The following is a 21,587-nucleotide window of genomic DNA, read 5'->3' on the forward strand; positions in this document are numbered from 1 at the left end:
ACAAGCCGGCAGCGCAGGTAGCGGGCCGCTAATTGACCGGTGCGTCCTCTCTTACCCGTAAAAAGCTGGCAAACCTTGGCAGACCCGTGGCCGTCAGTCCGTAATACTTGAACGTGACGGTACTGCCAATCGGCGGCGGATCGCGGCGCTCGGCGTCACTGAAACCTGTCCCTAAACGAAACCGGCGACCATCGTCCGTTTCCACCTGCAAGGCGCCCAGCATGCCAGCAAACTTTCCCTGGCCTACCACATGTCCCGTCACCCTGGCTTCGGCATCCTGGTAACTCTTTACCTTCAACACCGCATCACTGCGGCCCGCGTGATACACGCTATCGCCATGGTGAAGCATCAACCCTTCCCCACCGCGCGCCATGACCTTGTCCAGTTGCAGCATCAGCCTGTCGTGGTCGGTGGCCGGGGTTTGCGTAATCATCTCCAGCGTATAGGAAGATGACGCGGCCACCAGCGCTCGCATCTCTTGCACCCGCACCGCAAAGGGCTGCCGCGATTCTGGCAAATCAAACAGCATCAAACGAATCTGCCGCCATTCCTGCGCCTGTGGACGTAACCGGCGAACCGCCGCTGACACCTCGGCAAAGCGTCCCCGCCCCATCCATAATTCCCCTTCCATGGCCTGATCCGGATAACCGCGGGTGAACCATTCAGGCGCGGCAATTCGATTGCCGCCCTTGCTCCACAGCTGTGCGCCATCCCAGTAGGCCCTTACCCCGTCCAGTTTTTCACTGACCCAATAACCGTCGAGGGGCATGCCCGGCAGATACACCTTGGCCAGCTGCAACGCCGGCGGTTGTGCCTCTGCCACCAACGCAATAGAGAACAGAAAAACGCACACACTTTTCAGAAAAACAGTCACCACATACTCCTGAAACAACAGCCTCGCACCGGACTGTGCCAGAAGGCAGCACAAACCGGCGTAGGCCGAATTCAGGAAGACGTGTAGGAGATCAGACCGGGGAGGCCGAAGAGGATAGCCGTGGACGATTGACGACAATGGCCACGATGCCGGCCACCGCCAGCACCCAGCAGTAATGGATGCTGCCAATCAGCGCCAGCGGCGAAATGGCGGCAATGGAACAGGCCAACAGCACCTGGGCACCGTAGGGAATCAACCCTTGCACCACACAGGAAAAGATATCCAGCAGGCTGGCCGAACGACGCAGGTCGACGCCATGATCCGTGGCGATGTCGCGGGCCATGTCACCGGTGAGCACGATGGCCACGGTATTGTTGGCGACAAACACATTGGCGAACACCACCAGCAAGGCAATGCCTACCTCCCCGGCGCGCTGCAGAGGCAGCTTCAACCAGCGAGTCAATCCATGGATGCGTTCAATCACCCAGCGGGTGCCGCCCTGATCCGTCATCAGTTGTGACAGGCCACCGATCAACATGGACAACAGCATGATCTCGAACATGCCTTCAAAACCCTTGTAGATCGCCCCGTTCATGCTGGGAAGGGTGTAATCCGGCATCAGCACCATACCGGTCACGCCCGCCGATACGATCCCAATGATCAGCACCGCCAGCACATTCAGGCCGCTCAACGCGAGCCCGAATACCAGCAGGTAAGGGACCACCAGCGCAAACGTGTACGGCTTTGCTTCCACCTGGTGTTCACCCTCGCCCAGTACGATCAATACCAGCACCGTCACCACCGCTGCTGGCAGGGCGATCCAGATATTGATCCGGAACTTGTCCTTCAGCGACACGCCCTGGCTTCGGGTCGAGGCAATGGTGGTGTCGGAAATCATCGACAGGTTATCGCCAAACATGGCGCCGCCCACCACCGCGCCCAGCGCCAATGGCAGAGGCAAGCCGGTGGCAGAAGCGAACCCCACCGCGATGGGCGCCGTCGCCGCGATGGTGCCCATGGACGTCCCCATAGCCGTGGCAATGAACGCCGAAATAAGAAACAGTGCGGGCAATACCCACTCGGCAGGAATAATCCGCAACCCCAACTGCACGGTTGCCTCTACACTGCCAATGCTGTCGCTGACACTGGCAAAGGCGCCGGCCAACAGGAACACCAGGCACATGAGAATAATATTGGGGTGGCCCATCCCTGCCAGCAAACGCTCCACACTGGCATTCAACCGCTGGCCCGCCACCCGCGCCATCACCATAAACAGCACGATGGCCGCCATGGCCACCACCGGCGCCTTGATCTGGTAAAACGCGAAATCGGTGTCAGTGGAGGTGTAGTAAAGGCCACTGCCGAGAAACACCACCAGAAAGAACAGCAGCGGTAGCAAAGGCCAGGCACGGGGCGTCGGAGCAGAGACAGTCATTCGGCGTCCTGATCAATCAATGATCACACCAGTGTAGAGATTTCGTCCGCAAGTCGGTAGCACGGGGCATGTGCCGTCCTTTTGTAGGAGCGTCGCTCGCGGCGCGATTTCGGTGCCGGGTAAGGCCCTCTTCACCACGGAGCACTTGGATCCGTAGGGAAACCGGTGTCTTGAGGAGCCGTGGTGATAATTTTTCTTCCCGGCCTGGATTATCGCGCCGCCACCGAACGTAGCGAAGGAACACCCGCAGGGCGGCCCTAAGGGTGAGCAGAGCGAATAACCGACGCTCCTACCGCGCGTTCAGAACGTATCCACAAACGGACGGCCACCGTGGGAGCCGGTCTTGAAGCCGGACGCATTCAACCCGCGCAAGATCCACTGGCGACTCTCTACCGGATCAATCACCGCATCGATTTCCAGGAAGCTGGCCATGTTGAGCGCCTTGCCTTGCTGGTAGGCCTTGGCCACCAGCTTGTCGAACAGCCGTTGCTGGCGCTCGGGGGTGGGCTGCGCCGCCAGCTCCTTGGCAAAGCCCAATCGCACCGCCCCTTCCAGGCCCATGGCACCAAACTCGGCACTGGGCCAGGCAGCGGTGAACAAGGGCGAATGAAAACTGCCGGCGGCCATGGCCTGGGCCCCAAGGCCGTAGCCCTTGCGCAGCACCAAGGTAAAAAACGGAATGGTCAGGCTGGCGGCGGTAACGAACATGCGCGACACATGACGCACCGTGGCCTGCTTTTCCGCTTCCGGCCCGACCATGAAGCCGGGGGTATCGCACAGGGAAATCATCGGCAGCCCAAACGCTTCGCACAGCTGCATGAAACGGGCAGCCTTGTCGCCACCCACGGCATCAATCGCGCCGCCCAAACAGGTCGGATCATTGGCAATCAGACCGAACGGTTTGCCTTCGATGCGCACCAGCGCCGTGATCATTCCCGGGGAAAATGCCTTGCGCAACTCCAGCACGGAACCCGTATCGGCCAGGGTCTCAATCAGGGTGCGGATGTCGTACACGCGGGTGCGTTTTTCCGGAATGCGGTGGCGTAGTTCCCGCTGGTCTGCTGCCTGCCAGTCTGTCACCGAGCCCTGAAAATAGGACAGGTAGCGTTTGGCCACCGCCACGGCCTCGGCCTCGTCGCGCACACACACATCCACGACCCCGTTGGGGGCCTGCACGCTCACCGGGCCCACCTGTTCCGGGGTGAACCGGCCCAGGCCACCGCCTTCAATCATGGCCGGGCCGGCCATGCCGATAGTGGCATCCTCGGTGGCGATAATCACATCGCAACACCCCAGCAGAGCAGCATTGCCGGCAAAGCAACGGCCAGAGCCAATGCCCACCAGCGGCACCTGGCCGGACAACGTAGCCATAGCCGCAAAGGTGTGGCAATCCAGCCCGGCCACGCCGACAAAATCCGTATCGCCGGGGCGGCCACCACCGCCCTCGGCAAACAACACCAGCGGCATCTTCCACTGCCCGGCCAGCTGCAACAGCCGGTCGGTCTTCTTGTGGTTCATCATCCCCTGGGTGCCGGCAAACACGGTGTAGTCGTAGCTCATCGCCATGACCCGCGCGGCCGACTCACCAAACTGTTCGGCATTAACGGTGCCGGTGCCGCCAATCAAACCATCTGCCGGGCTCATGGCCTGCAATTCTTCACTGCTGCGGCGACGACGCTGGGCGGCCAGCGCCATGGCGCCGTATTCCTGGAAGCTGTCGCCGTCCAGCAGGTCGTCCAGGTTTTCCCGTGCCGTGCGCTTGCCCTTGCTTTGGCGTTTCTCCACCGCCTTCGGCCGGCCCGCATCACTGATGGCCTGATGCCGATCCAGTACCTCGGCCAGGTCCTTGCGGATATGGTCCAGGTCCACGCTTTCTTCCGTGGCGATGGCATCGCCCTGCACCTCACCCGGCTCCACAAACAGCAATGGCGATGCTTCATTGAGGGCATCGCCCTCCCGGGCCGCCAGACTATGCACACGCCCCGCCACCGTGGCACGCACTTCGAATTCCATTTTCATGGCTTCCAGCACGGCCACCACCTGGCCCTCCTGCACGGTGGCGCCGGCCTTCACCAGTAACGACACCAACACGCCAGTGGTGGGGCTGAGCAGTGCTTCACAACCGGCCGGGGTAATGACGTTTTCAATCTGCGTTGTCGTTGTCACCGGCAGATCGGAAGCGACCTCTTCCGGCAGGGCCGCCAGCAACTGGTCAAGATGGGTTTCCACATACCGGGTGGTCACCGCGTTGGCCTGCACATCGTCACTGGCCAACAGCGCCTGCAGCAGCGGCAGGTTGCTGTTTACGCCCGCGATGCGCGTTTGCTTCAAGGCGCGACGGGCGCGCTGCAGCACAGCAGGATAATCCGCACCCGAGACAATCAGTTTGGTCAACAGGGAATCGTAGGCAGGGCTGACCGCATAACCGGCATAGCCGTAACCATCCACGCGAATCCCCGGCCCGCTGGCAGGCTCGTAGGCGGTGAGCGTGCCCGCCGCTGGCGTGGTGCCGCCATCTGGCTTGAGGGTTTCCAGATTCACCCGCAGCTGTACCGCCATACCGTCATACCCCGGCGGCGTCTCCAGTTGCAGATCCGCCAGGCTGGCACCGGCCGCCAGACGAATCTGGCTCTGCACCAGATCCACGCCGGTGATCTGCTCGGTCACCGTATGTTCCACCTGCACCCGCGGATTGGCTTCCATGAAGTAGAAGCGATCCTGTTCCGGTTCCACCAGAAACTCGAAGGTGCCAATGCCGTGGTATTTCACTTCCCGGGCCAGCGTCAGGGCGCTGTCGATAATGCGATCGCGCAGGGCCGGGTCCAGCCCCGGCGCGGGAGCAAATTCCACCAGCTTCTGGTGGCGGCGCTGCAGGGTGCAGTCGCGCTCCCACAGATGACTCACCGCCCCACTGCCATCGCCCAGCACCTGCACTTCGATATGCCGGGCGGCGCTTACCAGCTGCTCCACATAGACGGCGTCATCACCAAAGGCGGCCTGCGCTTCCGACTGGCAACGGGCATAGGCGGCGGCCAGATCGGCCGGGTCAGTAACCGCTCGCATACCTCGGCCGCCGCCACCACTCAGGGCCTTGACCATCACGCCACTGCCATTCAACGCGGCCATGAAGGCCTGGGCCTGTTCCAGTGTCACTGCCTGATCGGTGCCCTGCACCAGCGGCACCTGGCAACGCGCCGCCAACGCCCGGGCTGCCGCCTTGTCGCCAAACAACCGCAGCGTGTCCGCCCCCGGCCCGATCAGCGTCAGCCCTGCCTCGGCACACGCCTCGGCAAAGGCCGCATTCTCGGCAAGAAACCCGTAACCGGGATGAATCGCCTCACAGCCATGTTCACGGGCAACGGCAATCAGCTGCGCGCCGTTCAGGTACGCCGGCACGCCCCTGCCCGGCAGCGCGACGGCCTCATCCACCTGACGCACGTGCAGGGACGCCTGATCATCCTCGGCAAACACCCCCAGCGAACGGATACCCAGATCCGCACAGGCGTTGGCAATACGGATGGCGATCTCGCCTCGGTTGGCAATCAGGATGGCAGCAAAGGGGGCGGGCACGGCGAACTCCAGTCTTGGGCAAAAGCACAAAGACCACAGTGTAGCCAGAGCGGGGGAGTGATGACATTGATCCCTACGCATGGGGAAGCATGCATTGGGTTAATACCGCAAGACGGCGCTCAGGCCTGATAGTGACTCAAAAATAACGCCGCCGTGCGCGACGCCAGATCGTGCCGCTCCTGGGCGCCAAGCAAAGGGGCAATCTGCATCAACTGCGGCCAGAAGCAGCTGCCCTTGATCAGGTTATGGAGTTGCTGGCTGGCAATCTCGTCATCCAGTTCCGCCAGGCGACCGTCGGCCACCGCGGCCCGAATCCAGCGGCGGGTGGCCGGCTCATGGGCAGACAGTTTTTCCACCTGTTCACGCAGCGCCTGCGGCTGATGCAGAAAATGGTCGAACGCCACCCGGTTGAGCTCGATGTATTCCTGACTGCAGATCACCTCGATTTCCGACTCGAGCAAATCACACAGTTGCGAATGCAACGCCACACCGGGCTCGTAATCGCGCCCTTCATGCAGGGTGGCCTGCTGCCACAGCTCGGTCATCAGCGCCATGATCAGCGCTTCCTTGCTGGCAAAGTGGTTATACACCGTGCGCTTGGACACCGACGCCAACGCGGCCAGCTCGTCCATGCTGGTGCTGTGCACCCCGCGCTCCTGAAACGCATCACGGGCCGCCTGCAGGATGGCCTGGCGCTTCAGTTCGCTTCGGGTCGGTTTGTGTTCGGTCATGGTCGATTCACTGTCCAGGCAATCCGGGTCGGGGCGCATTTTACACTAAGCAGTTTACTTTTCCCAAAACCCATATACACTACACCGTATAGTTTACTTTATTGGTGCGTCATGAAAATACGCTGGCTGGTATTTGCAGGAGTCCTCGTTATGGCAGTGAGTCTGTTCAAGGCCTGTTCCACACCGGAGCAGAAGTTCTATAACACCGGTATGGCCGGCAGCGCCGCCGCCAGCAACCTGTGGGAAATCGCCAAGATGTACCTGCGCACCGAGCGCAAGGCTCCCAGCCCCACCGCCCCGCTGCCACTGCGCCAGATCCCGGCGGGTGAACTGTCTGCGCCCGGTGACCAGGCCACCGTGTATCGGCTGGGCCACTCCAGCATTCTGATCCAGCTGGACGGCCACACCGTGCTGACCGATCCGGTCTTCAGTGACCGCGCCTCACCAGTGCAGTGGGCCGGCCCGAAACGGTTTCACCCCCTGCCCTTTGCGCTCGACGACCTGCCCACCATTACCGCCGTGGTCATCAGCCACGACCACTATGATCACCTCGATCGCGACAGCCTGCTGGCGCTGGACAACAAGGTCGGCACCTATCTGGTACCGCTGAAAGTGGGCAATCACCTGCGCCGCTGGGGCATTGCCGACGACAAGATCGTCGAGCTGGACTGGTGGCAGTCCCACCGGATTGCCAGCCTGCAGTTTACCGCCACACCGGCCCAGCATTTTTCCGGCCGCGGCCTTTCCGACCGGGATGAAACCCTGTGGGCCAGCTGGGCGATCAAGGGACAGGGTGGCAACCTGTTCTTCAGTGGCGACAGCGGTTACTTCGGGGGCTTCCGGGAAATCGGCGAACGGCTGGGGCCCTTTGACCTGACCCTGATCGAAACCGGCGCCTATAACCTGTTGTGGAGCAAGGTGCATATGCTGCCGGAACAGAGCGTACAGGCGCATCTTGATCTCAAGGGCCGCGCCATGCTCCCCATCCACAACAGCACATTCGATCTGGCGCTGCATGACTGGTTTGAACCTCTGGAGCGGGCCGCCGCCGCAGCCTGGGAACGTAATGTCACCCTGCTGACCCCCATCATGGGCACCCAGGTGACCGTGCAACAGCCAGGCAAAACCGCTTTCTGGTGGCGCGACGAAGCGGAACCCGCCTTGCTGGAAGCCGCTCTCGCCGGGGCCGAACAGGACGCCGCCGCCCTCAAGGCCCGCCAGCGTTAATCACACGCTGCACGGGCCTCAGCGCGGCGCCAGCACCTGCTGTTCCAGCTCAGCGGCCAGCCCTGCGTCCAACGTCAGGGCAGAGGCGAGCTGGTCCAGCCAGGCGCGTTCCATGGGGTTCTGTTCGTCCACCATCACCACACTGACCAGATAGATTTCGCGAGCGGCCTGGGGAGAATCGGCCATGGCTGCCAGCGCACTGGCATCCAGGGGCGCATCGAACAGGGTCTGTATCCAGGCATGCAGTTCGTCATCGGCGCCCAGCTGCTCGATTTCCCGGGTCAGCAGGGCACGTTCATTGGCATCAATGTGCCCATCGGCACGGGCGGCCATGATCATCGCCTGAAGGATTTCCAGACCCCGGCGCTCCTGATCTGCGCCTTGCAGCTGATCCAGCGGCTGACCCTGTTGTGCTGCGGCAGGCTGCCCCTGGGCCTGGCTGCCGGTCTGGTAATTCTGGTAGGTCTTCCAGGCCAACACACCGACACCGGCCAGCCCCAGGATTGGGTGTCGCAGTCTCCGTTCCAGATCAGTACCTGGGTTGGGGTTTCCGTGTGTCTGGGAAAATTGAAGCAGGAGCGCTTGGGCGCGGTAGCATGAACTTTGGCGGGTCTATTAATCATGAAGTCAGCAAATGTAAGGACGAAGAGCCTTGTACTAAAGGTCTTGTCAAAGCATCTGGTCGTGCCGAGGTTGGTGTGTCTGTTTTGCTCGAAGTTACTATCAAAGAATGCATGGATAATGGTGATAAGAAATGTACGGATTTATTTGGCGTAGGTGGAGAAACTACGGTCGCTGCTACAGCAGCCGTCGATTTCAGCGCAGCTGTTTACGAGGGTGATAGTTGTTCGTCTGGCGGGTGTGCAGGCGGGGCGGTCCGGAAGTTGGGCGGTGTCGCGCGAGTCTCTGCGAAAATAATGCTGGCCGGAATTTTCGAAACTAGCTTCGGCTTCGAGGAGTACATTGTAGTTTGGGATGAATTTACGTATGGAGAGCCATGTGGTTGATCAGAATACTTTTGAATTTGAAAGCAATTGGTCAGATTCAAAGGAAAATGGTGGAAGGATTATGTTGTTTATGTCCTTGCCATTTTTCGCCATCGATCTATTCATGCTCTACCGCTTTGATATCTTTGGAGTTATGAGTGTCGTCGGACTGCCTTTGCTGGTTGGTGCATTGGTATTGCTTAACTTAAGAGTAATAGTGAAAGTTAATCGGAATAACATCACCAGTACTTTTAGTGTTTGGTGGTTTAAATGGAAAAAGTCTTACGATATAGGTCGGTATAACTATGTTCGCATGAGTTGTCGGCCTCCTCCGGCTACTTCGGCGATCCATACTGAAAAATTGTTTCAATTGGACTTGTGTTTGTCGAAGACTCCACACTGGAGGGCAGGGGATTTAGCTCTGTTTCGTTTTATACACTTTCCTTGGGATGTCGATCCAAAGGAGTACTTTTCCTTCGTGGATAAAATTGTTGAAACGACAGGTTGTGAGCTGTTCGCTGGTCCGGATTTGCCAACGAAATTTACGACGCTGGTTAAAGAAAGATATGGAGATGTCTAACATGTTGCGTTTATTTATTATTTCTATTGGGCTCGTATTTGCTTCCTCGACTCATGCCTTTCAGAAGAAAGAAACATGCTATCTCGTGGCCTTGGGGCAGTGTGTCTTATCAATGGCTGCTTATTTCAATGATAAAGAGTACGAGGTCTATCCAACGCGAAACACGGGAGAAACACGAGAAACACGGGACACGCATAAATTTAATCAGCAAAAATAGCAATTTACCATCCCGCCAGGCTTTGCCCCGCAATCCATTTACGTCCTGTCATCTGTGCGTACTCTTTCAGCTTATCCAACGCACCCAATGCAATGGGCTTCCGTTGCTGTTTCGGCTTCATATGGGCTAACCACGCCTTCTCATCTATTCCCAGACGATCCAGCACACCTGCCGCATGTGCTGAGATTGCGCCACGCTTGTCATCGCGGACAGCGCGACCCGTACTATCCACAAGCTCCAGGTAATCCATCAGCCGAAAACGACATACCGTATCCTCATGCGTTGTCTCGATGGTATTTTCATCAACCAGAGGTAAAAGGTTTGGCTTTTGCTTATCACCAACCTCTGACCTGATCGCTTCTGAACGTTGCTGAATAGAGGTGTAATCGGAACCTTCAGGCGTATGCGCCATATCCGCCCGTACAGGATTGAGATCCACATAGGCCATACACTGCAGCACCGCTTTCTCATCCAGTAATGCCTGACACTTGTAGCGGCTTTCCCAGAACCGGCCCTTACAACAATCTTCCTCATTGGCCTTTCGGGCCAGATACTCATTCAGACACTTCATGAACCAGCCAAGGTCATACAGGCGCTCTCGCCAGGTCTGCACGATTTCTTCAGCCTTCAGGTTTTCTGCCGCTTCAGTCTCACCCTTGAGCCAACGCTTGACGATCAACGGCCCGTTGAACAGCTGCATCCACCGCTCTGCCACTTCCTGATCCGACCAGCTCAAGGCTTTCTTCTGGTTAATACGAAGCACCACATGGTAGTGATTGGACATCACCGCATAGGCACAAAGATCAATGGCAAACACTTCACCCAACACAGCAAGGCGGTCCACCACCCATTGCCTGCGATGTTCATAATCCTGACCGGAATAATGATCCTGGCCACACAGAAAGGCCCGCCGCACACAGCGGCAGATACAGTGATAGTAAGACGTGGAATCCAGCGATACCTGGCTATAACGCGCTCGGGTCATGACAAGCCTCCTTGCTTATCCTTCACCCAACACTACTGACTACCCGAACCCATCAATATCGGTCAACAACCACGAACCGTGTAAGACATCCCCCAATTCATGCGTGTCCCCGACTAGCTGACACTACTGACTACTCAAACCCAACTACATCAGAGAACAACCACAAACACCGTCAGTCCCCCCAATGGATGCGTGTCCCCGATCGCCGATCAGACGCCACCGACAAGCTCGCTTACGAATGCTTGGCCAAATTTCTCTTCGGGCGTCTCTGGAACCTTTGCATTTGGATATTCAATACCACCAGGCGAGCAGACTTCGGCTAACTTACCTATTGTCATTTCTGCCTGTACGGTATTTGTTGTCAGCGCAAGGACTAGCGCGGTTAACATGGCCTTTGTCATGCAGACCTCTTTCTATCCAGTTACGAATGGAATAATTGGCTAAATTACGCAGTCCCGCTTCCATCAGCCCCCAATTCATGCGTGTCCACGATTACCAATATATTTCCATCCCTATATATCATTTAGCAATTAGCCCCACTCAAAAGGATAAATACCAGCAAACATTGGGGTCAGATCTTGCACCGTGCATACTGGCGCACGATGCGAGACCTGACCCCGAATCCCAGGCCCCGATTCATGCGTGTCCCCGATTATCGTGTAGGAAATCTGCCAATTCGTGGGTGTCCCCGATTAACCACTATTATCCATCGCTGACACCACTATCCGTCTCGTTCAAAAATTCTTAATGGCACCCAATGTAAATATCAAAAGCAATAAATATGGAAACCAAATCAACCATCTGCGTATCGACAACATAGCCAGCATGTCTGCAAAAGAAGGGGTCGAGATATTCGTAGACACGCCGCTCTCAGGCAGAATAAAGCCCGAACCAGCCAGCATCTGATTCAAACAATGCTCGATCTCAAGCGATCTCTCAATAAACTTATACTGAACCTGCCTAATTCCAATCTCGATCAAAAAAACAACAACCAAAAGAACAACAGCAACCACAAGAATCTCTTTCTTTACACTCGTGTACCCATACGCCAAAAGAGCGCACCAAACACTAATTCCCCAAGCACGAATATTCCAGGCCGACTCGCCATTTGACTTCGCAAGCTCCTGCACGATCTCCCAACCCTTAGACAGAACAGCCGTAGCATCGAGATCATTAGGCTCTGAAGAAGACACAGTCACACTCTCCGCAGGATTTTTAACAACTTTGCTGCCGGAAGCCTTTCTAAGTGAGCACTATGCGATGCGAGGGCGATACATAACCTTTTCAGATCTCCGACAAACAATGGCAACAACGACTTTGATATATCGATATATCTTTTATCAATAATTACATCATACTCCAGCAAAACTTCATGTAATGCATTTACGACAGCAATGTCCTCTTGATCAGAAATCTCATGCTTATTTTTGTTAATAATTTGCATCGCATGCAAATAATTTTTTGGCTTAACGCCAAAAATATTTTCTACTGATTGCTCCCACAAAGAGTCTGAAATTATTCGAATCTCTTTTCGATTTTTAAAAAGATAGTCAGCGACATCTGCGGAATTCTTAAACCCATAGTAAAGCGATGAAATTTCAGTAAGTATACCTTCACTTACAGGCATCTCGGAGTCTCCTTGCCATCACATGGACATCCTCCAGCACGCCCTTACAATCTTCATCGTTCGGATTAAAAGGCAGCTCCAAGCTCATTCCACGAACAGAATAGTCATAAAACCTCTTCAATTCCTTAATGCGAGAAAATTCATCAACGAACTGCGCGCACGCATCAAAGCATTTCATCTTATTAAATTCATAGACTCCATTATGGGCAAGATAGAAAATGCACGCGTTTTTTATTTCTGTAAATGCATTAACAAGCGGGGTAAGGTACTTGCCACCAAACATACCTGTCCTAGATAGGAAATCTGTAACTTTTACTATGTGATCAAGCTCAACCAAATAGTTAGTTTGGACGGAAAAACTCTCCCTCCAACCCCTCCATTCGACAAGCGAACCAGACAGCAGCATCCCTTCATGCAAAACATGATAAACAAAAAGACTACCTATCTCATGCAGCCTTAAAAAGGTGTCGGAATCATAATCGATATAGTTAACATGCTTTCGCGCTTGAATCGGAAGACAATCTTCATCGAAATCCATTTTACTTGTGTTAATTAATAGTACATCACAATCGGAATACTGATTAGCATCCCCCCTCGCATGCGACCCAATCAGAACGGAAAATTTCATAACCTATTTCAACCCAGCAACCAAAAGGCAAAAGAAACCCACGAGCTTTCGCGGAAATCCCCAATCCACAGCAGCCTGGAAGGTGGCCCAAGGATGGGAAACAGGAGACCTGGCCCTATTCTTTCGACATTTCACTTAGGTATCCGAAAGAGGTGCTTTCCCTTTGTTGTTTCCCACATTATTGGTTTCATCTTACTAAGCATTGAGGCCACCCGCCAACCCGACAGACAAGACTAAGGAAGCACTTACCAGAAAGACCACGCTCGCCTTAATGAGATCTTCAGACAGTTTAAAATATCGATTCCTATTTTCTTTATCCCGCCCCAAAACATTCAGCCTGATCTCTCCACGCAGGGCTCTCACATGATAAAACATGTCTTCATTAGAAAAATACCGATACCCCAAGTCGCAAGCAGCTAAGACCGAGAAAAGCACGACTGCAACCATCAGGAAAAGAAACGATCCGCCAATATCAAACCATTTAGCGTTGGCCAAAAACCCGAAAACCGCCATGGCGAGAAGCGATAAACGCAAAATCTCAGAAAAAACTCTGGTATTTTTCAAGCAGATCGAAATCAACCTTATATTTATATCCAATTCCATGGAATATCCTCCTTGCTCCGGTAGACCTCGTTTTATCCTTCAATACGATGGATCTTAAGAAAAAATCCGGGGGCACGTACAACTTCTTCAGACCGATAACCATTTAACGTGTCAGCCGAGACCTACATAGGATCCGCAAAGAGGTACGTGTCCTTTGTTGCTGGAAAATGGGGGGCCTGACTGCACTCTTCGTTCTTCTACGCAGCAATCACTCAACTATATTCCGAAGAGTTATCATTGCTCTATCTAAGTAGCCACTATAAGACCATCGCGTGAGAACTGAAGTTGCCACATTAAGAACCAGTTTCGCCTTACTATCGGAAGCCAAGATTCTATCGCGACCTAGACCTATAACCTGCGTCCTACAATTTAATTTTATTGGATCGACATAGTGCATGGTTTTCACAGGAAATAGATCTTCGTGATTTTCTTTAAACGAACTCACAGGGCTTTTAAGCTCGATTTCGTATGGCTTTTTAACTATGTAATTCCAGCGCCGGTATAACCCATATTTCCGTTCAGCGATTATTGGAGTGAAATGTGTTGGATATATATCATCCACCATCTCTTCATAGAGACCGACAATGTAATAATCACCTTTATCCCACATTTCTGCTCTCAAATCCGTACTTAGGATTAAAAGTTAAAACCCTTCCTTTGAAGCGATCGGAAATTCTTTTCATTAACAGGCTATTTTTATAAGTGTTGGGTATATGTATTTTTTGGACATGATCCTCGTTTATCTTATATCCACCAGCCAAGCAAAACTCGAACAACCGTGAGTGTGGGTTTTCATCGAATCGAATAAAATCAGCTAAATCATTATTAAAATTACTCTTTAGTATCCCATACACGGATTCAGTAATTTCGTGCTCCAAAAACTTCTGCCTTTCATAGAATCTAACCGCAGATATTTCAGAAATAATTTTATCAAAATCGAAAAAGTTAACCTTAAGATCTGAAGCTTTATAATTTTCCAGGCCGATATATCCAGCGCTTAAACCTCCAATATCGACAGGACTCCCGTACTCAAAAAACTCTTCATTGTCAAGAATGAAGCTCATTTTAAATTCAACAACCATTGACCCTCGCAGGGTTGGCGGACTTTCTAACGGATGCCCAAGGTTAAAGTATTCCCTGTGAGATTTATTAGTGATTTTGAATCCATCAGAAAGTTTATTTAAAAAATTTATTTTATTGAAAGTAACTATTTTAGACGAAAACATTTTACTTTTTCTTACGGCTTATCTTAAGGTTTTTTTGCCATTCAGAATTAGCTTGATCCAAGATATTTTGATATCGATCCTTAAATTCATCTATTACTTCCATGGTAATTCGGTGGTTATCTGGATCGTCCATTTCCTTTTCCATATCCATCTCTATATTGAACTTCAGCTCACTAAGCGCACATACCGTCTGTATATTATGAGCAAGTCTTTCTGAATACATATATTTTGCGAGAAATGACCCAAAAACGCTGCTAAGAGCGCTTACTCCGATTGCAAGGAAGGCGATAAATGAAATATCCAACTCCACATTTATTGCTATAAGGAACGTCGTGATTGAAGAAGCAATAATTTGTCCTTTGGATGTTAAATTGTAGCTACGCTGATTCTTTCTTCTCTTGCCATTAAAATCATTCCTTCTATTCTCAATTTCCACTATCAATTTATTTAACGATGAATAATGGTGAGCGGACACAACTTTACCCCTTTTTCTTACTAGGCACTTGGGAATCATATTTTGTTTAACAACCAAGCAGGCCGACTTTATCAATCCACCCTATACAACAATGAAATCAACTAGCTTTAATCTCCCCGCCTCAAAACAAAATAGCCGGACTTCCGACCGGCCTCAACAAATACCACCATCCCGGCGCCAAACCAACCCAGGCCGCAATCCCTGCCGCCCTTAACTCAAGGCAATATCACCCCGCCATCATCTTCTCCGCATGACTCTTCAACATCCCCTCCTCCACAATAAACCCAATAATCTTCTCCAACCCCTCCACATCATTCCGCAGATTCGAAAACGCCCAGGGCTTATCCCCGCGCATCCGGTTGGTATCCGATTCCATGATCCCCAGATCCGCCCCCACCAGATCGGCCAGATCGATCTTGTTGATCACCAGCAGATCCGACTTGGTGATACCCGGCCCGCCCTTACGGGGGATCTTCTCGCCGGAGGCCACGTCGATCACGTAGATGGTGAGATCCGCCAGTTCCGGTGAGAAGGTGGCGCTGAGGTTGTCGCCGCCGCTTTCCACGAACACTACGTCCAGGTTGCCGAATTTGCGGGCCAGGTTTTCTACTGCCGCCAGATTCATGGAGGCATCTTCGCGGATGGCGGTGTGGGGGCAGCCGCCGGTTTCCACGCCGACGATGCGTTCCGGCTCCAGGGCTTCGGCTTCGGTGAGGATGCGCTGGTCTTCCTTGGTGTAGATGTCGTTGGTGACCACGGCGATGTGGTAGTCGTCGCGCATGGCTTTGCAGAGTTTTTCCAGCAGGGCGGTTTTGCCGGAGCCGACCGGGCCGCCGATGCCGACGCGCAGGGGGGATTTATGTTCGGTTGTCATGGTTGTCTCCGTTTTCCCACAGGGGGTATTTGTTTTCCCCTTGTTCCGGGGTTGCAGGAGCGTGGTAAGCAGGCGATCAGGACAGGATCGCTTGCAGGCAAGCTCCTACGGCGTTCTTCAGGATCTAAATAACCGGCAGTATTGGGTTTCGTGGAGGCTGCTGGCGATGGCCATGGCGGGGGACGAGGAGCCGATGTCATCGTCGTCCAGGGCCATGGCCTGCTTTGTGATGGCTGCCAGTTGGTCGCTGAAGCGGTAGAGCACCCGCTGGCCATCGCTCTGGCCAAGGGGGATGAGTTTCACCGCGACGATGACCATGTTTTCCAGCCAGCTCCACAGGTAGCCATTAAGGGCCTGTTCCAGATCCACGTGCCAACGGGCGCAGGCCAGGGCGAAGCCGGCCAGTTGGGTCTGGGCCAGGGCATCGCGCCATTCCTGCTGTTGCAGCTCGGGCCAGCCGGCGGCTTCGGGCAGTTTGTCCAGCACCATGGTGAGGGCCTGGCCGCGCTGGCATTCCTCGGCGCGCAGCTCACTGGTTTCCCGCCAGGCCAGCAGGGTGTCGGCCCAGTGACTGAAGGCAGCGAGATCCTGCTGCTGGCTGGCGTGGTAGAGCCGTGCCAGTACCGGCAGCTCCAGGGCGCCAACGCTGCTCTCCAGCAGGCCATCGAGCCACACGTAGACGTCGTCCGCATCCTTGATCCAGCCGCACTCCACTGCCCATTCCATGCCTTGCGAATAGGTGAAGGCACCGATGGGCAGCGACGGGCTGATCAGTTGCTGCAGGCGGAAGAAGGCACTGTTGCTCATGATGCGGTGCTCATCGTTGTTATCAGCCCGCCAGCAGCATCAGGCCCAGGGCTGCACCGGCAGCCAGTACGGCACGCAGGGCCGGGGCGATTTTCTGGATCTGTTGGCCCAGCGGCAGGCCTGCCAGCATCAGCAGTACCGAGCTGGCCATAAAGCCGGCTCCAAAGCCGGCCAGGCTGCCGGTCATTTCCACGCCGTGGGCCCAGCCGTGGGCGCCCAGCAGGAAGGCGACGGCGCAGGCGGCCTTGCCGCGCACGCTGGCCGGGAACGCCAGGGCGGCGGCGAACAGCAGGGCAGAACCGGTGATCACGGCTTCCATGGCCACGTGACCGCCGAGGGCCACGCCACCGGCGAAGCCGGCGGCCAGACTGATGCCGGCGGCGACAAAGCCCAGTTGTTTTTCCTTGAGGGTGGTGCCGGCCAGCAAGGCGCCGAACAGCACCAGGGCCACCAGGTGATCCAGGCCGGTGACGGGGTGGGTAAGGCCCGCCATCAGGCCGCCGTGCACGTGATCACCGGTGTGAGCCAGAGCGGTGGCAGGCAGGGCGACAGTGGCCAGGGTGAGGGCCGCGGTGCTGGCCTTGCGAGTGAGGTGTTTCATGGTGTGCTCCTTTCGTGACGACGCCACGGGGCATCGCGTTATCTCAATGGCTGTGTTCGTGTGAGTGATCGTGGCTATGCTCGTGGTCATGCGAGTGGCTATGGCCATGTCCGTGTGAGTGTCCGTGCGAATGACCGTGATGACCCCCGCCCTGCTGGTAGGCGCCCGCTTCCGGTTCGAACGGGGCTTGCTCCACGTTGACGGTGACGCTGGTATCGGCCCCGGGGAGCTGGCGCACCATGTCGTCGAGCACGTGGTCGTGCTGGTAGCGCACGAAGCCGGTTTCGATTTGCAGGGGCACGTGGCGGTTGCCCAGGTGGTAGGCCACCTTGGCGAGCATCAGGGCATCGTCGCACTGGATAGTGGAGACGGTTTCGTCGGCGGCGATGACTTTCACCAGCACGCCGTCGGCGTTGGTCAGCACATCGCCGCCGCGCAGCAGGGTGCCGCGCTCCAGAAACAGGCCCACCGGTTCGCCGCTTTCCAGCAGGGCTTTCTGGCGGCTCTTGATGCGCGCATCGATGGGCAGGCTGAGGATTTTCAGCGTGCTGTCATCCAGGCCTTCCAGGGCGGTCTCGTTCAGTTTTTTCGTCAGTTCGATCATGGTGTTCTCAATGTCTTAATGCGCGCTGTCAGAACAGGAAGTAGCGCTGGGCCATGGGCAGGACGTCCGCCGGTTCACAGGTGAGCAGTTCGCCATCGGCACGCACTTGATAGGTTTGCGGGTCCACTTCCAGGTTGGGCTGCCAGTCGTTGAGCAGCATGTCTTTCTTCTGCACGGTACGGCAGCCTTTCACCACGCCGATGCGGTTGGCCAGTTTCAGTTGCTCGGGGATGCCGGCATCCATGGCCGCCTGTGAGATGAAGGTCATGGTGGTGGCCTGGCGGGCCTTGCCGTAGGCGCCGAACATGGGGCGGTAATGCACCGGCTGCGGTGTGGGGATGGAGGCGTTGGGGTCGCCCATCTTGGCCATGGCCACCATGCCGCCCTTGATGATCAGGTTGGGTTTCACGCCGAAAAAGGCCGGGCTCCACAGCACCAGATCTGCCAGCTTGCCCACTTCCACCGAGCCGATTTCGTGGGCCATGCCGTGGGCGATGGCCGGGTTGATGGTGTACTTGGCCACGTAGCGTTTGACGCGGAAGTTGTCGTGCTCGGCGGGATCGCCCTTGAGGGCGCCGCGCTGCACCTTCATCTTGTGGGCGGTTTGCCAGGTGCGCATGACCACTTCACCGACGCGGCCCATGGCCTGGGAATCCGAGGCGATCATGGAGAAGGCACCGAGATCATGGAGGATGTCTTCGGCGGCGATGGTTTCGCGGCGGATGCGCGATTCGGCGAAGGCCACGTCTTCGGGAATGCTCGGGTCCAGGTGGTGACAGACCATGAGCATGTCCAGATGCTCATCGGCGGTGTTCACGGTGTAGGGGCGGGTGGGGTTGGTGGAGGATGGCAGCACATTGGCCAGCCCCGCCGCACGGATGATGTCCGGTGCGTGGCCACCGCCCGCCCCTTCGGTGTGATAGGTGTGGATGGTGCGATCCTTGAACGCGGCGATGGTGTCTTCCACGAAGCCGGATTCGTTCAGGGTGTCGGTGTGGATTGCCACCTGGGTGTCAGTGTCGTCGGCCACGGTGAGGCAGGTGTCGATGGCTTGGGGGGTGGTGCCCCAGTCTTCGTGCAATTTCAGGCCGATGCCGCCGGCGGCGATCTGTTCAGTGAGCGATTCCGGCAGGCTGGCGTTGCCCTTGCCGAGAAAGCCCAGGTTCATGGGGAACGAATCCGCTGCTTCCAGCATGCGCGCCATGTTCCAGGGGCCGGGGGTAACCGTAGTGGCGTTGGTGCCGGTGGTGGGGCCGGTGCCGCCACCAATCATGGTGGTGACGCCGGAGGCCAGCGCCTCGTCGATTTGCTGCGGGCAGATAAAGTGAATGTGCGAATCGATGCCGCCGGCGGTGACGATGCTGCCCTCGCCTGCTACCACATCGGTGCCGGGGCCGACGATGATATCCACGTCGGGCTGCACATCCGGGTTACCGGCTTTGCCGATGGCGGCGATGCGCCCGGCCTTGATGCCGATGTCCGCCTTGACAATGCCCCAGTGATCGATGATCAGGGCATTGGTGATGACCAGATCCATGACTTTGGCAGAGGGATGCTGAGACTGGCCCATGCCATCGCGGATTACCTTGCCGCCGCCGAATTTCACTTCGTCGCCGTAGACGGTGTAGTCCTTTTCCACCTGGATCCACAGATCGGTATCGGCGAGGCGCAGGCGGTCGCCGGTGGTGGGGCCGAACATTTCCGCGTAGGCCTGTCTGGACATTGTTGCCACGGTGGTTCTCCTGTTATTCCGTTAGCGCCTGAGGCTGTGATCAGGCCGCATTGAATTCCTTGCTGAACTCAGAGCGAGCCCATCACCTTGCCCTGGAAGCCGTAGACTTTTCTTTCGCCGGCGTAGGCCACCAGTTCCACGGTGCGGCTCTGGCCGGGTTCGATGCGCACCGCGGTGCCGGCGGGGATGTTGAGCCGGAAGCCCTTGGTTTTTTCGCGATCAAACTGCAGCGCGTTGTTCACTTCGTAGAAGTGGTAATGGGAGCCCACCTGGATGGGGCGGTCGCCGGTGTTGGCCACTTCCACGGTGACGGTTTCACGGCCGGGATTGATCTCGATGTCGCCGTCCTGCACTTTCATTTCGCCGGGAATCATGGGTGCACTCCTTTACACAATCGGGTCGTGAACGGTGACCAGCTTGGTGCCGTCCGGGAAGGTGGCTTCCACCTGCACTTCGTGAATCATTTCCGGCACGCCTTCCATCACGTCATCGCGCTTGAGCAGGGTGCGGCCTTCGCCCATCAGCTGTGCCACGGTCTTGCCGTCGCGGGCGCCTTCCATGATGGCGGCGGTGATAAAGGCCACCGACTCGGGGTAGTTGAGCTTGAGACCGCGGGCCATGCGCCGCTCCGCCAGCAGTGCGGCGGTGAAGATCAGCAGCTTGTCTTTTTCTCTGGGTGTCAGTTCCATGATTTTGCCTTTTCGCCTTTTCCGTTCACCGTCAGGTATTCCAGATGCGCGGGATTGCCGCCGGTTTGTTCAGCAGGGTCTGGCGTAATAACTGCCAGACCGGAATCATCAGTGCCTGGATTTTTTCGCAGCGGGTGCCGAGCACACGCATCACCAGAATGTCGTCGATCAAGGTGAGGCCACAGGGCATCTCGCCGGTGTTGCCTGCAATGATGTCGCGGGCCTGTTCCAGCGAGACCTCGTTGCAACCAGTGGCCACAAACAAAGCCTGCATGGGAAAGTTACGCAGCCCGGATGACGCATTGAGGTGGCGCGGCTGATCCACCTTGAGGCGCTCGATCAGCAGCGGCCTGCCGTCGCGATTAATGCGAAAGCGCGCATCGATATTGCCCTGCTCGAAGATCTCGCTGTTCACAGGCCGCCCCAGGCAGGAGATTTCCCAGCCCATGAAGCGGGCATCGCCATGCAGATCAATGGTGGTGTCCATGTGCACCTTGGCACCGGGGAAGAAGATGTTTTCCTGGGGAAACCATTCCAGGGTGCCACCGGGGGCCACGGTTAGGGCCTGACTGACGCGGGCGGTATCGCCGGCACTGAGATAGAACTTGGTGGCACCGGGGGTGGTGAACAGGCCATGGGCCTGCGTGCCGGCAGTGATGTCGATCTCCAGGCCATCGCCACCGACCACCCCACCGGGGGGATGCAGCAGGTAGATGTGGGCCGTGCCACCTTCCGGGTAGAAGGGGCGCTGAACGCGCAGCGGCCCATAATGGTGCAGGCCGGTCATGACAGTCTTGGCGCCTTGCCCCGTAATGGCGCACTCCAGCTGCATCTGCAGCCGGGCCTTCCACCCCTTGCCATGGGCTGGTGTCTTGGGATGTCGCCGTTGTGTCGGTGCCGGTTCCTGTACGGTCACGAGCCAGGCCTCTTCCTGCCGGTTGCCATGCACCAACTTTATGCAGCAACCGTGCCATACAAGGTGGTATACAAGTTTGCCTGGGGATCGACACGGTTTTGCAGGAGCGGTGGTTCCACCGCGAAAGAGAGCCGCGCCGCGGCTATCGCGCCGCGAGCGACGCTCCTGCAGGGGAGGTGTAGAAAGTGGTGTGCAACAAA

24 protein-coding genes are annotated in these 21,587 nt (G+C 56.3%); 3 read left to right on the top strand and 21 right to left on the bottom strand.

The genetic code is table 11. The features are described from left to right. Nucleotides 1-28 precede the first annotated feature (28 nt). The 4 genes from D4A39_RS08210 to D4A39_RS08225 form a co-directional block, all read right to left on the bottom strand. Entirely contained in the window at nt 29-874 is an 846-nt protein-coding gene (locus D4A39_RS08210) for a DNA ligase (RefSeq protein ID WP_119917853.1), read from the bottom strand. 91 nt (nt 875-965) lie between these two features. Further along, nucleotides 966-2,309 carry a Na+/H+ antiporter NhaC family protein gene (locus D4A39_RS08215; RefSeq protein ID WP_119917854.1) on the bottom strand — a complete coding sequence of 448 codons (1,344 nt, stop codon included), beginning with the start codon at nt 2,307-2,309 and terminating at the stop codon, nt 966-968. Nucleotides 2,310-2,609: 300 nt separating this feature from the next. Continuing rightward, nucleotides 2,610-5,879 (bottom strand): carboxyl transferase domain-containing protein, encoded by a 3,270-nt coding sequence (locus tag D4A39_RS08220; RefSeq protein WP_119917855.1) that lies wholly within the window; start codon nt 5,877-5,879, stop codon nt 2,610-2,612. A gap of 119 nt (nt 5,880-5,998) precedes the next feature. Further along, nucleotides 5,999-6,610 (bottom strand): TetR/AcrR family transcriptional regulator, encoded by a 612-nt coding sequence (locus D4A39_RS08225; protein ID WP_102792589.1) that lies wholly within the window; start codon nt 6,608-6,610, stop codon nt 5,999-6,001. Between the two features lie 150 nt (nt 6,611-6,760). Here D4A39_RS08225 and D4A39_RS08230 point away from each other — a divergent pair, with 150 nt between their 5' ends. Continuing rightward, nucleotides 6,761-7,837, top strand: a complete 1,077-nt coding sequence (locus D4A39_RS08230) for an MBL fold metallo-hydrolase (RefSeq protein ID WP_233552443.1) — start codon at nt 6,761-6,763, stop codon at nt 7,835-7,837. An 18-nt stretch (nt 7,838-7,855) separates the two neighbouring features. On the opposite strand, the gene D4A39_RS08235 is transcribed toward D4A39_RS08230, so the two are convergent. Then, the gene (locus D4A39_RS08235) at nt 7,856-8,413 is read right to left on the bottom strand and encodes a tellurite resistance TerB family protein (protein WP_199699448.1); all 558 of its coding nucleotides are present in this window, start codon (nt 8,411-8,413) and stop codon (nt 7,856-7,858) included. Between D4A39_RS08235 and D4A39_RS08240 the strand changes: the two genes are divergently transcribed. Both D4A39_RS08240 and D4A39_RS08245 read left to right on the top strand, forming a co-directional pair. Then, nucleotides 8,392-8,844, top strand: coding sequence for a hypothetical protein (locus D4A39_RS08240; RefSeq protein ID WP_146026896.1), 453 nt, complete (start codon nt 8,392-8,394; stop codon nt 8,842-8,844). The genes D4A39_RS08235 and D4A39_RS08240 overlap by 22 nt on opposite strands. Further along, entirely contained in the window at nt 8,837-9,403 is a 567-nt protein-coding gene (locus D4A39_RS08245) for a hypothetical protein (RefSeq protein WP_102792573.1), read from the top strand. The genes D4A39_RS08240 and D4A39_RS08245 overlap by 8 nt, the downstream gene beginning before the upstream one ends. Nucleotides 9,404-9,624: 221 nt before the next feature. Here D4A39_RS08245 and D4A39_RS08255 read toward each other — a convergent pair whose 3' ends face one another. The 16 genes from D4A39_RS08255 to D4A39_RS08335 all read right to left on the bottom strand — a co-directional run bounded on the left by D4A39_RS08255 (nt 9,625) and on the right by D4A39_RS08335 (nt 21,387). Beyond that, nucleotides 9,625-10,605: a transposase gene (locus tag D4A39_RS08255; protein ID WP_119917858.1), complete on the bottom strand. Its 981-nt coding sequence runs from the start codon at nt 10,603-10,605 to the stop codon at nt 9,625-9,627. Nucleotides 10,606-10,814: 209 nt separating this feature from the next. Next, nucleotides 10,815-11,006, bottom strand: a complete 192-nt coding sequence (locus D4A39_RS08260; RefSeq protein ID WP_119917859.1) for a hypothetical protein — start codon at nt 11,004-11,006, stop codon at nt 10,815-10,817. 333 nt (nt 11,007-11,339) lie between these two features. Next, the gene (locus D4A39_RS08265) at nt 11,340-11,798 is read right to left on the bottom strand and encodes a hypothetical protein (RefSeq protein ID WP_119917860.1); all 459 of its coding nucleotides are present in this window, start codon (nt 11,796-11,798) and stop codon (nt 11,340-11,342) included. Nucleotides 11,799-11,800: 2 nt separating this feature from the next. Next, on the bottom strand, nt 11,801-12,232 hold the full coding sequence (locus D4A39_RS08270; RefSeq protein WP_119917861.1) for a hypothetical protein: 432 nt from the start codon (nt 12,230-12,232) through the stop codon (nt 11,801-11,803). Continuing rightward, nucleotides 12,219-12,860 (bottom strand): hypothetical protein, encoded by a 642-nt coding sequence (locus D4A39_RS08275; RefSeq protein ID WP_119917862.1) that lies wholly within the window; start codon nt 12,858-12,860, stop codon nt 12,219-12,221. Before D4A39_RS08275 ends, D4A39_RS08270 begins: the two co-directional genes overlap by 14 nt. Nucleotides 12,861-13,055: 195 nt before the next feature. Further along, on the bottom strand, nt 13,056-13,463 hold the full coding sequence (locus tag D4A39_RS08280; RefSeq protein ID WP_119917863.1) for a hypothetical protein: 408 nt from the start codon (nt 13,461-13,463) through the stop codon (nt 13,056-13,058). A 599-nt stretch (nt 13,464-14,062) separates the two neighbouring features. Further along, nucleotides 14,063-14,689 (bottom strand): hypothetical protein, encoded by a 627-nt coding sequence (locus D4A39_RS08290; RefSeq protein WP_147393897.1) that lies wholly within the window; start codon nt 14,687-14,689, stop codon nt 14,063-14,065. Between the two features lies 1 nt (nt 14,690). Then, the gene (locus D4A39_RS08295) at nt 14,691-15,164 is read right to left on the bottom strand and encodes an SLATT domain-containing protein (protein ID WP_158586924.1); all 474 of its coding nucleotides are present in this window, start codon (nt 15,162-15,164) and stop codon (nt 14,691-14,693) included. A 226-nt stretch (nt 15,165-15,390) separates the two neighbouring features. Beyond that, the gene (gene ureG / locus D4A39_RS08300) at nt 15,391-16,038 is read right to left on the bottom strand and encodes an urease accessory protein UreG (protein WP_119917867.1); all 648 of its coding nucleotides are present in this window, start codon (nt 16,036-16,038) and stop codon (nt 15,391-15,393) included. Between the two features lie 117 nt (nt 16,039-16,155). Continuing rightward, nucleotides 16,156-16,845 (bottom strand): urease accessory protein UreF, encoded by a 690-nt coding sequence (locus D4A39_RS08305; RefSeq protein WP_119917868.1) that lies wholly within the window; start codon nt 16,843-16,845, stop codon nt 16,156-16,158. A gap of 22 nt (nt 16,846-16,867) precedes the next feature. Further along, a complete protein-coding gene (locus D4A39_RS08310; RefSeq protein ID WP_158586925.1) occupies nt 16,868-17,446 on the bottom strand; it encodes a HupE/UreJ family protein in 579 nt (192 codons plus the stop codon). A 43-nt stretch (nt 17,447-17,489) separates the two neighbouring features. Next, nucleotides 17,490-18,050 carry an urease accessory protein UreE gene (gene ureE / locus D4A39_RS08315; RefSeq protein ID WP_119917870.1) on the bottom strand — a complete coding sequence of 187 codons (561 nt, stop codon included), beginning with the start codon at nt 18,048-18,050 and terminating at the stop codon, nt 17,490-17,492. 28 nt (nt 18,051-18,078) lie between these two features. Beyond that, nucleotides 18,079-19,773, bottom strand: a complete 1,695-nt coding sequence (ureC, locus tag D4A39_RS08320) for an urease subunit alpha (RefSeq protein WP_306461024.1) — start codon at nt 19,771-19,773, stop codon at nt 18,079-18,081. 77 nt (nt 19,774-19,850) lie between these two features. Next, nucleotides 19,851-20,156, bottom strand: coding sequence for an urease subunit beta (locus tag D4A39_RS08325; protein WP_022985887.1), 306 nt, complete (start codon nt 20,154-20,156; stop codon nt 19,851-19,853). 12 nt (nt 20,157-20,168) lie between these two features. Then, on the bottom strand, nt 20,169-20,471 hold the full coding sequence (gene ureA / locus D4A39_RS08330) for an urease subunit gamma (protein ID WP_022985888.1): 303 nt from the start codon (nt 20,469-20,471) through the stop codon (nt 20,169-20,171). Between the two features lie 31 nt (nt 20,472-20,502). Beyond that, nucleotides 20,503-21,387, bottom strand: a complete 885-nt coding sequence (locus D4A39_RS08335) for an urease accessory protein UreD (RefSeq protein WP_199699433.1) — start codon at nt 21,385-21,387, stop codon at nt 20,503-20,505. Nucleotides 21,388-21,587 lie beyond the last annotated feature (200 nt).

This window comes from Alcanivorax profundi (genome assembly GCF_003597125.1).
GTDB lineage: Bacteria > Pseudomonadota > Gammaproteobacteria > Pseudomonadales > Alcanivoracaceae > Alcanivorax > Alcanivorax profundi.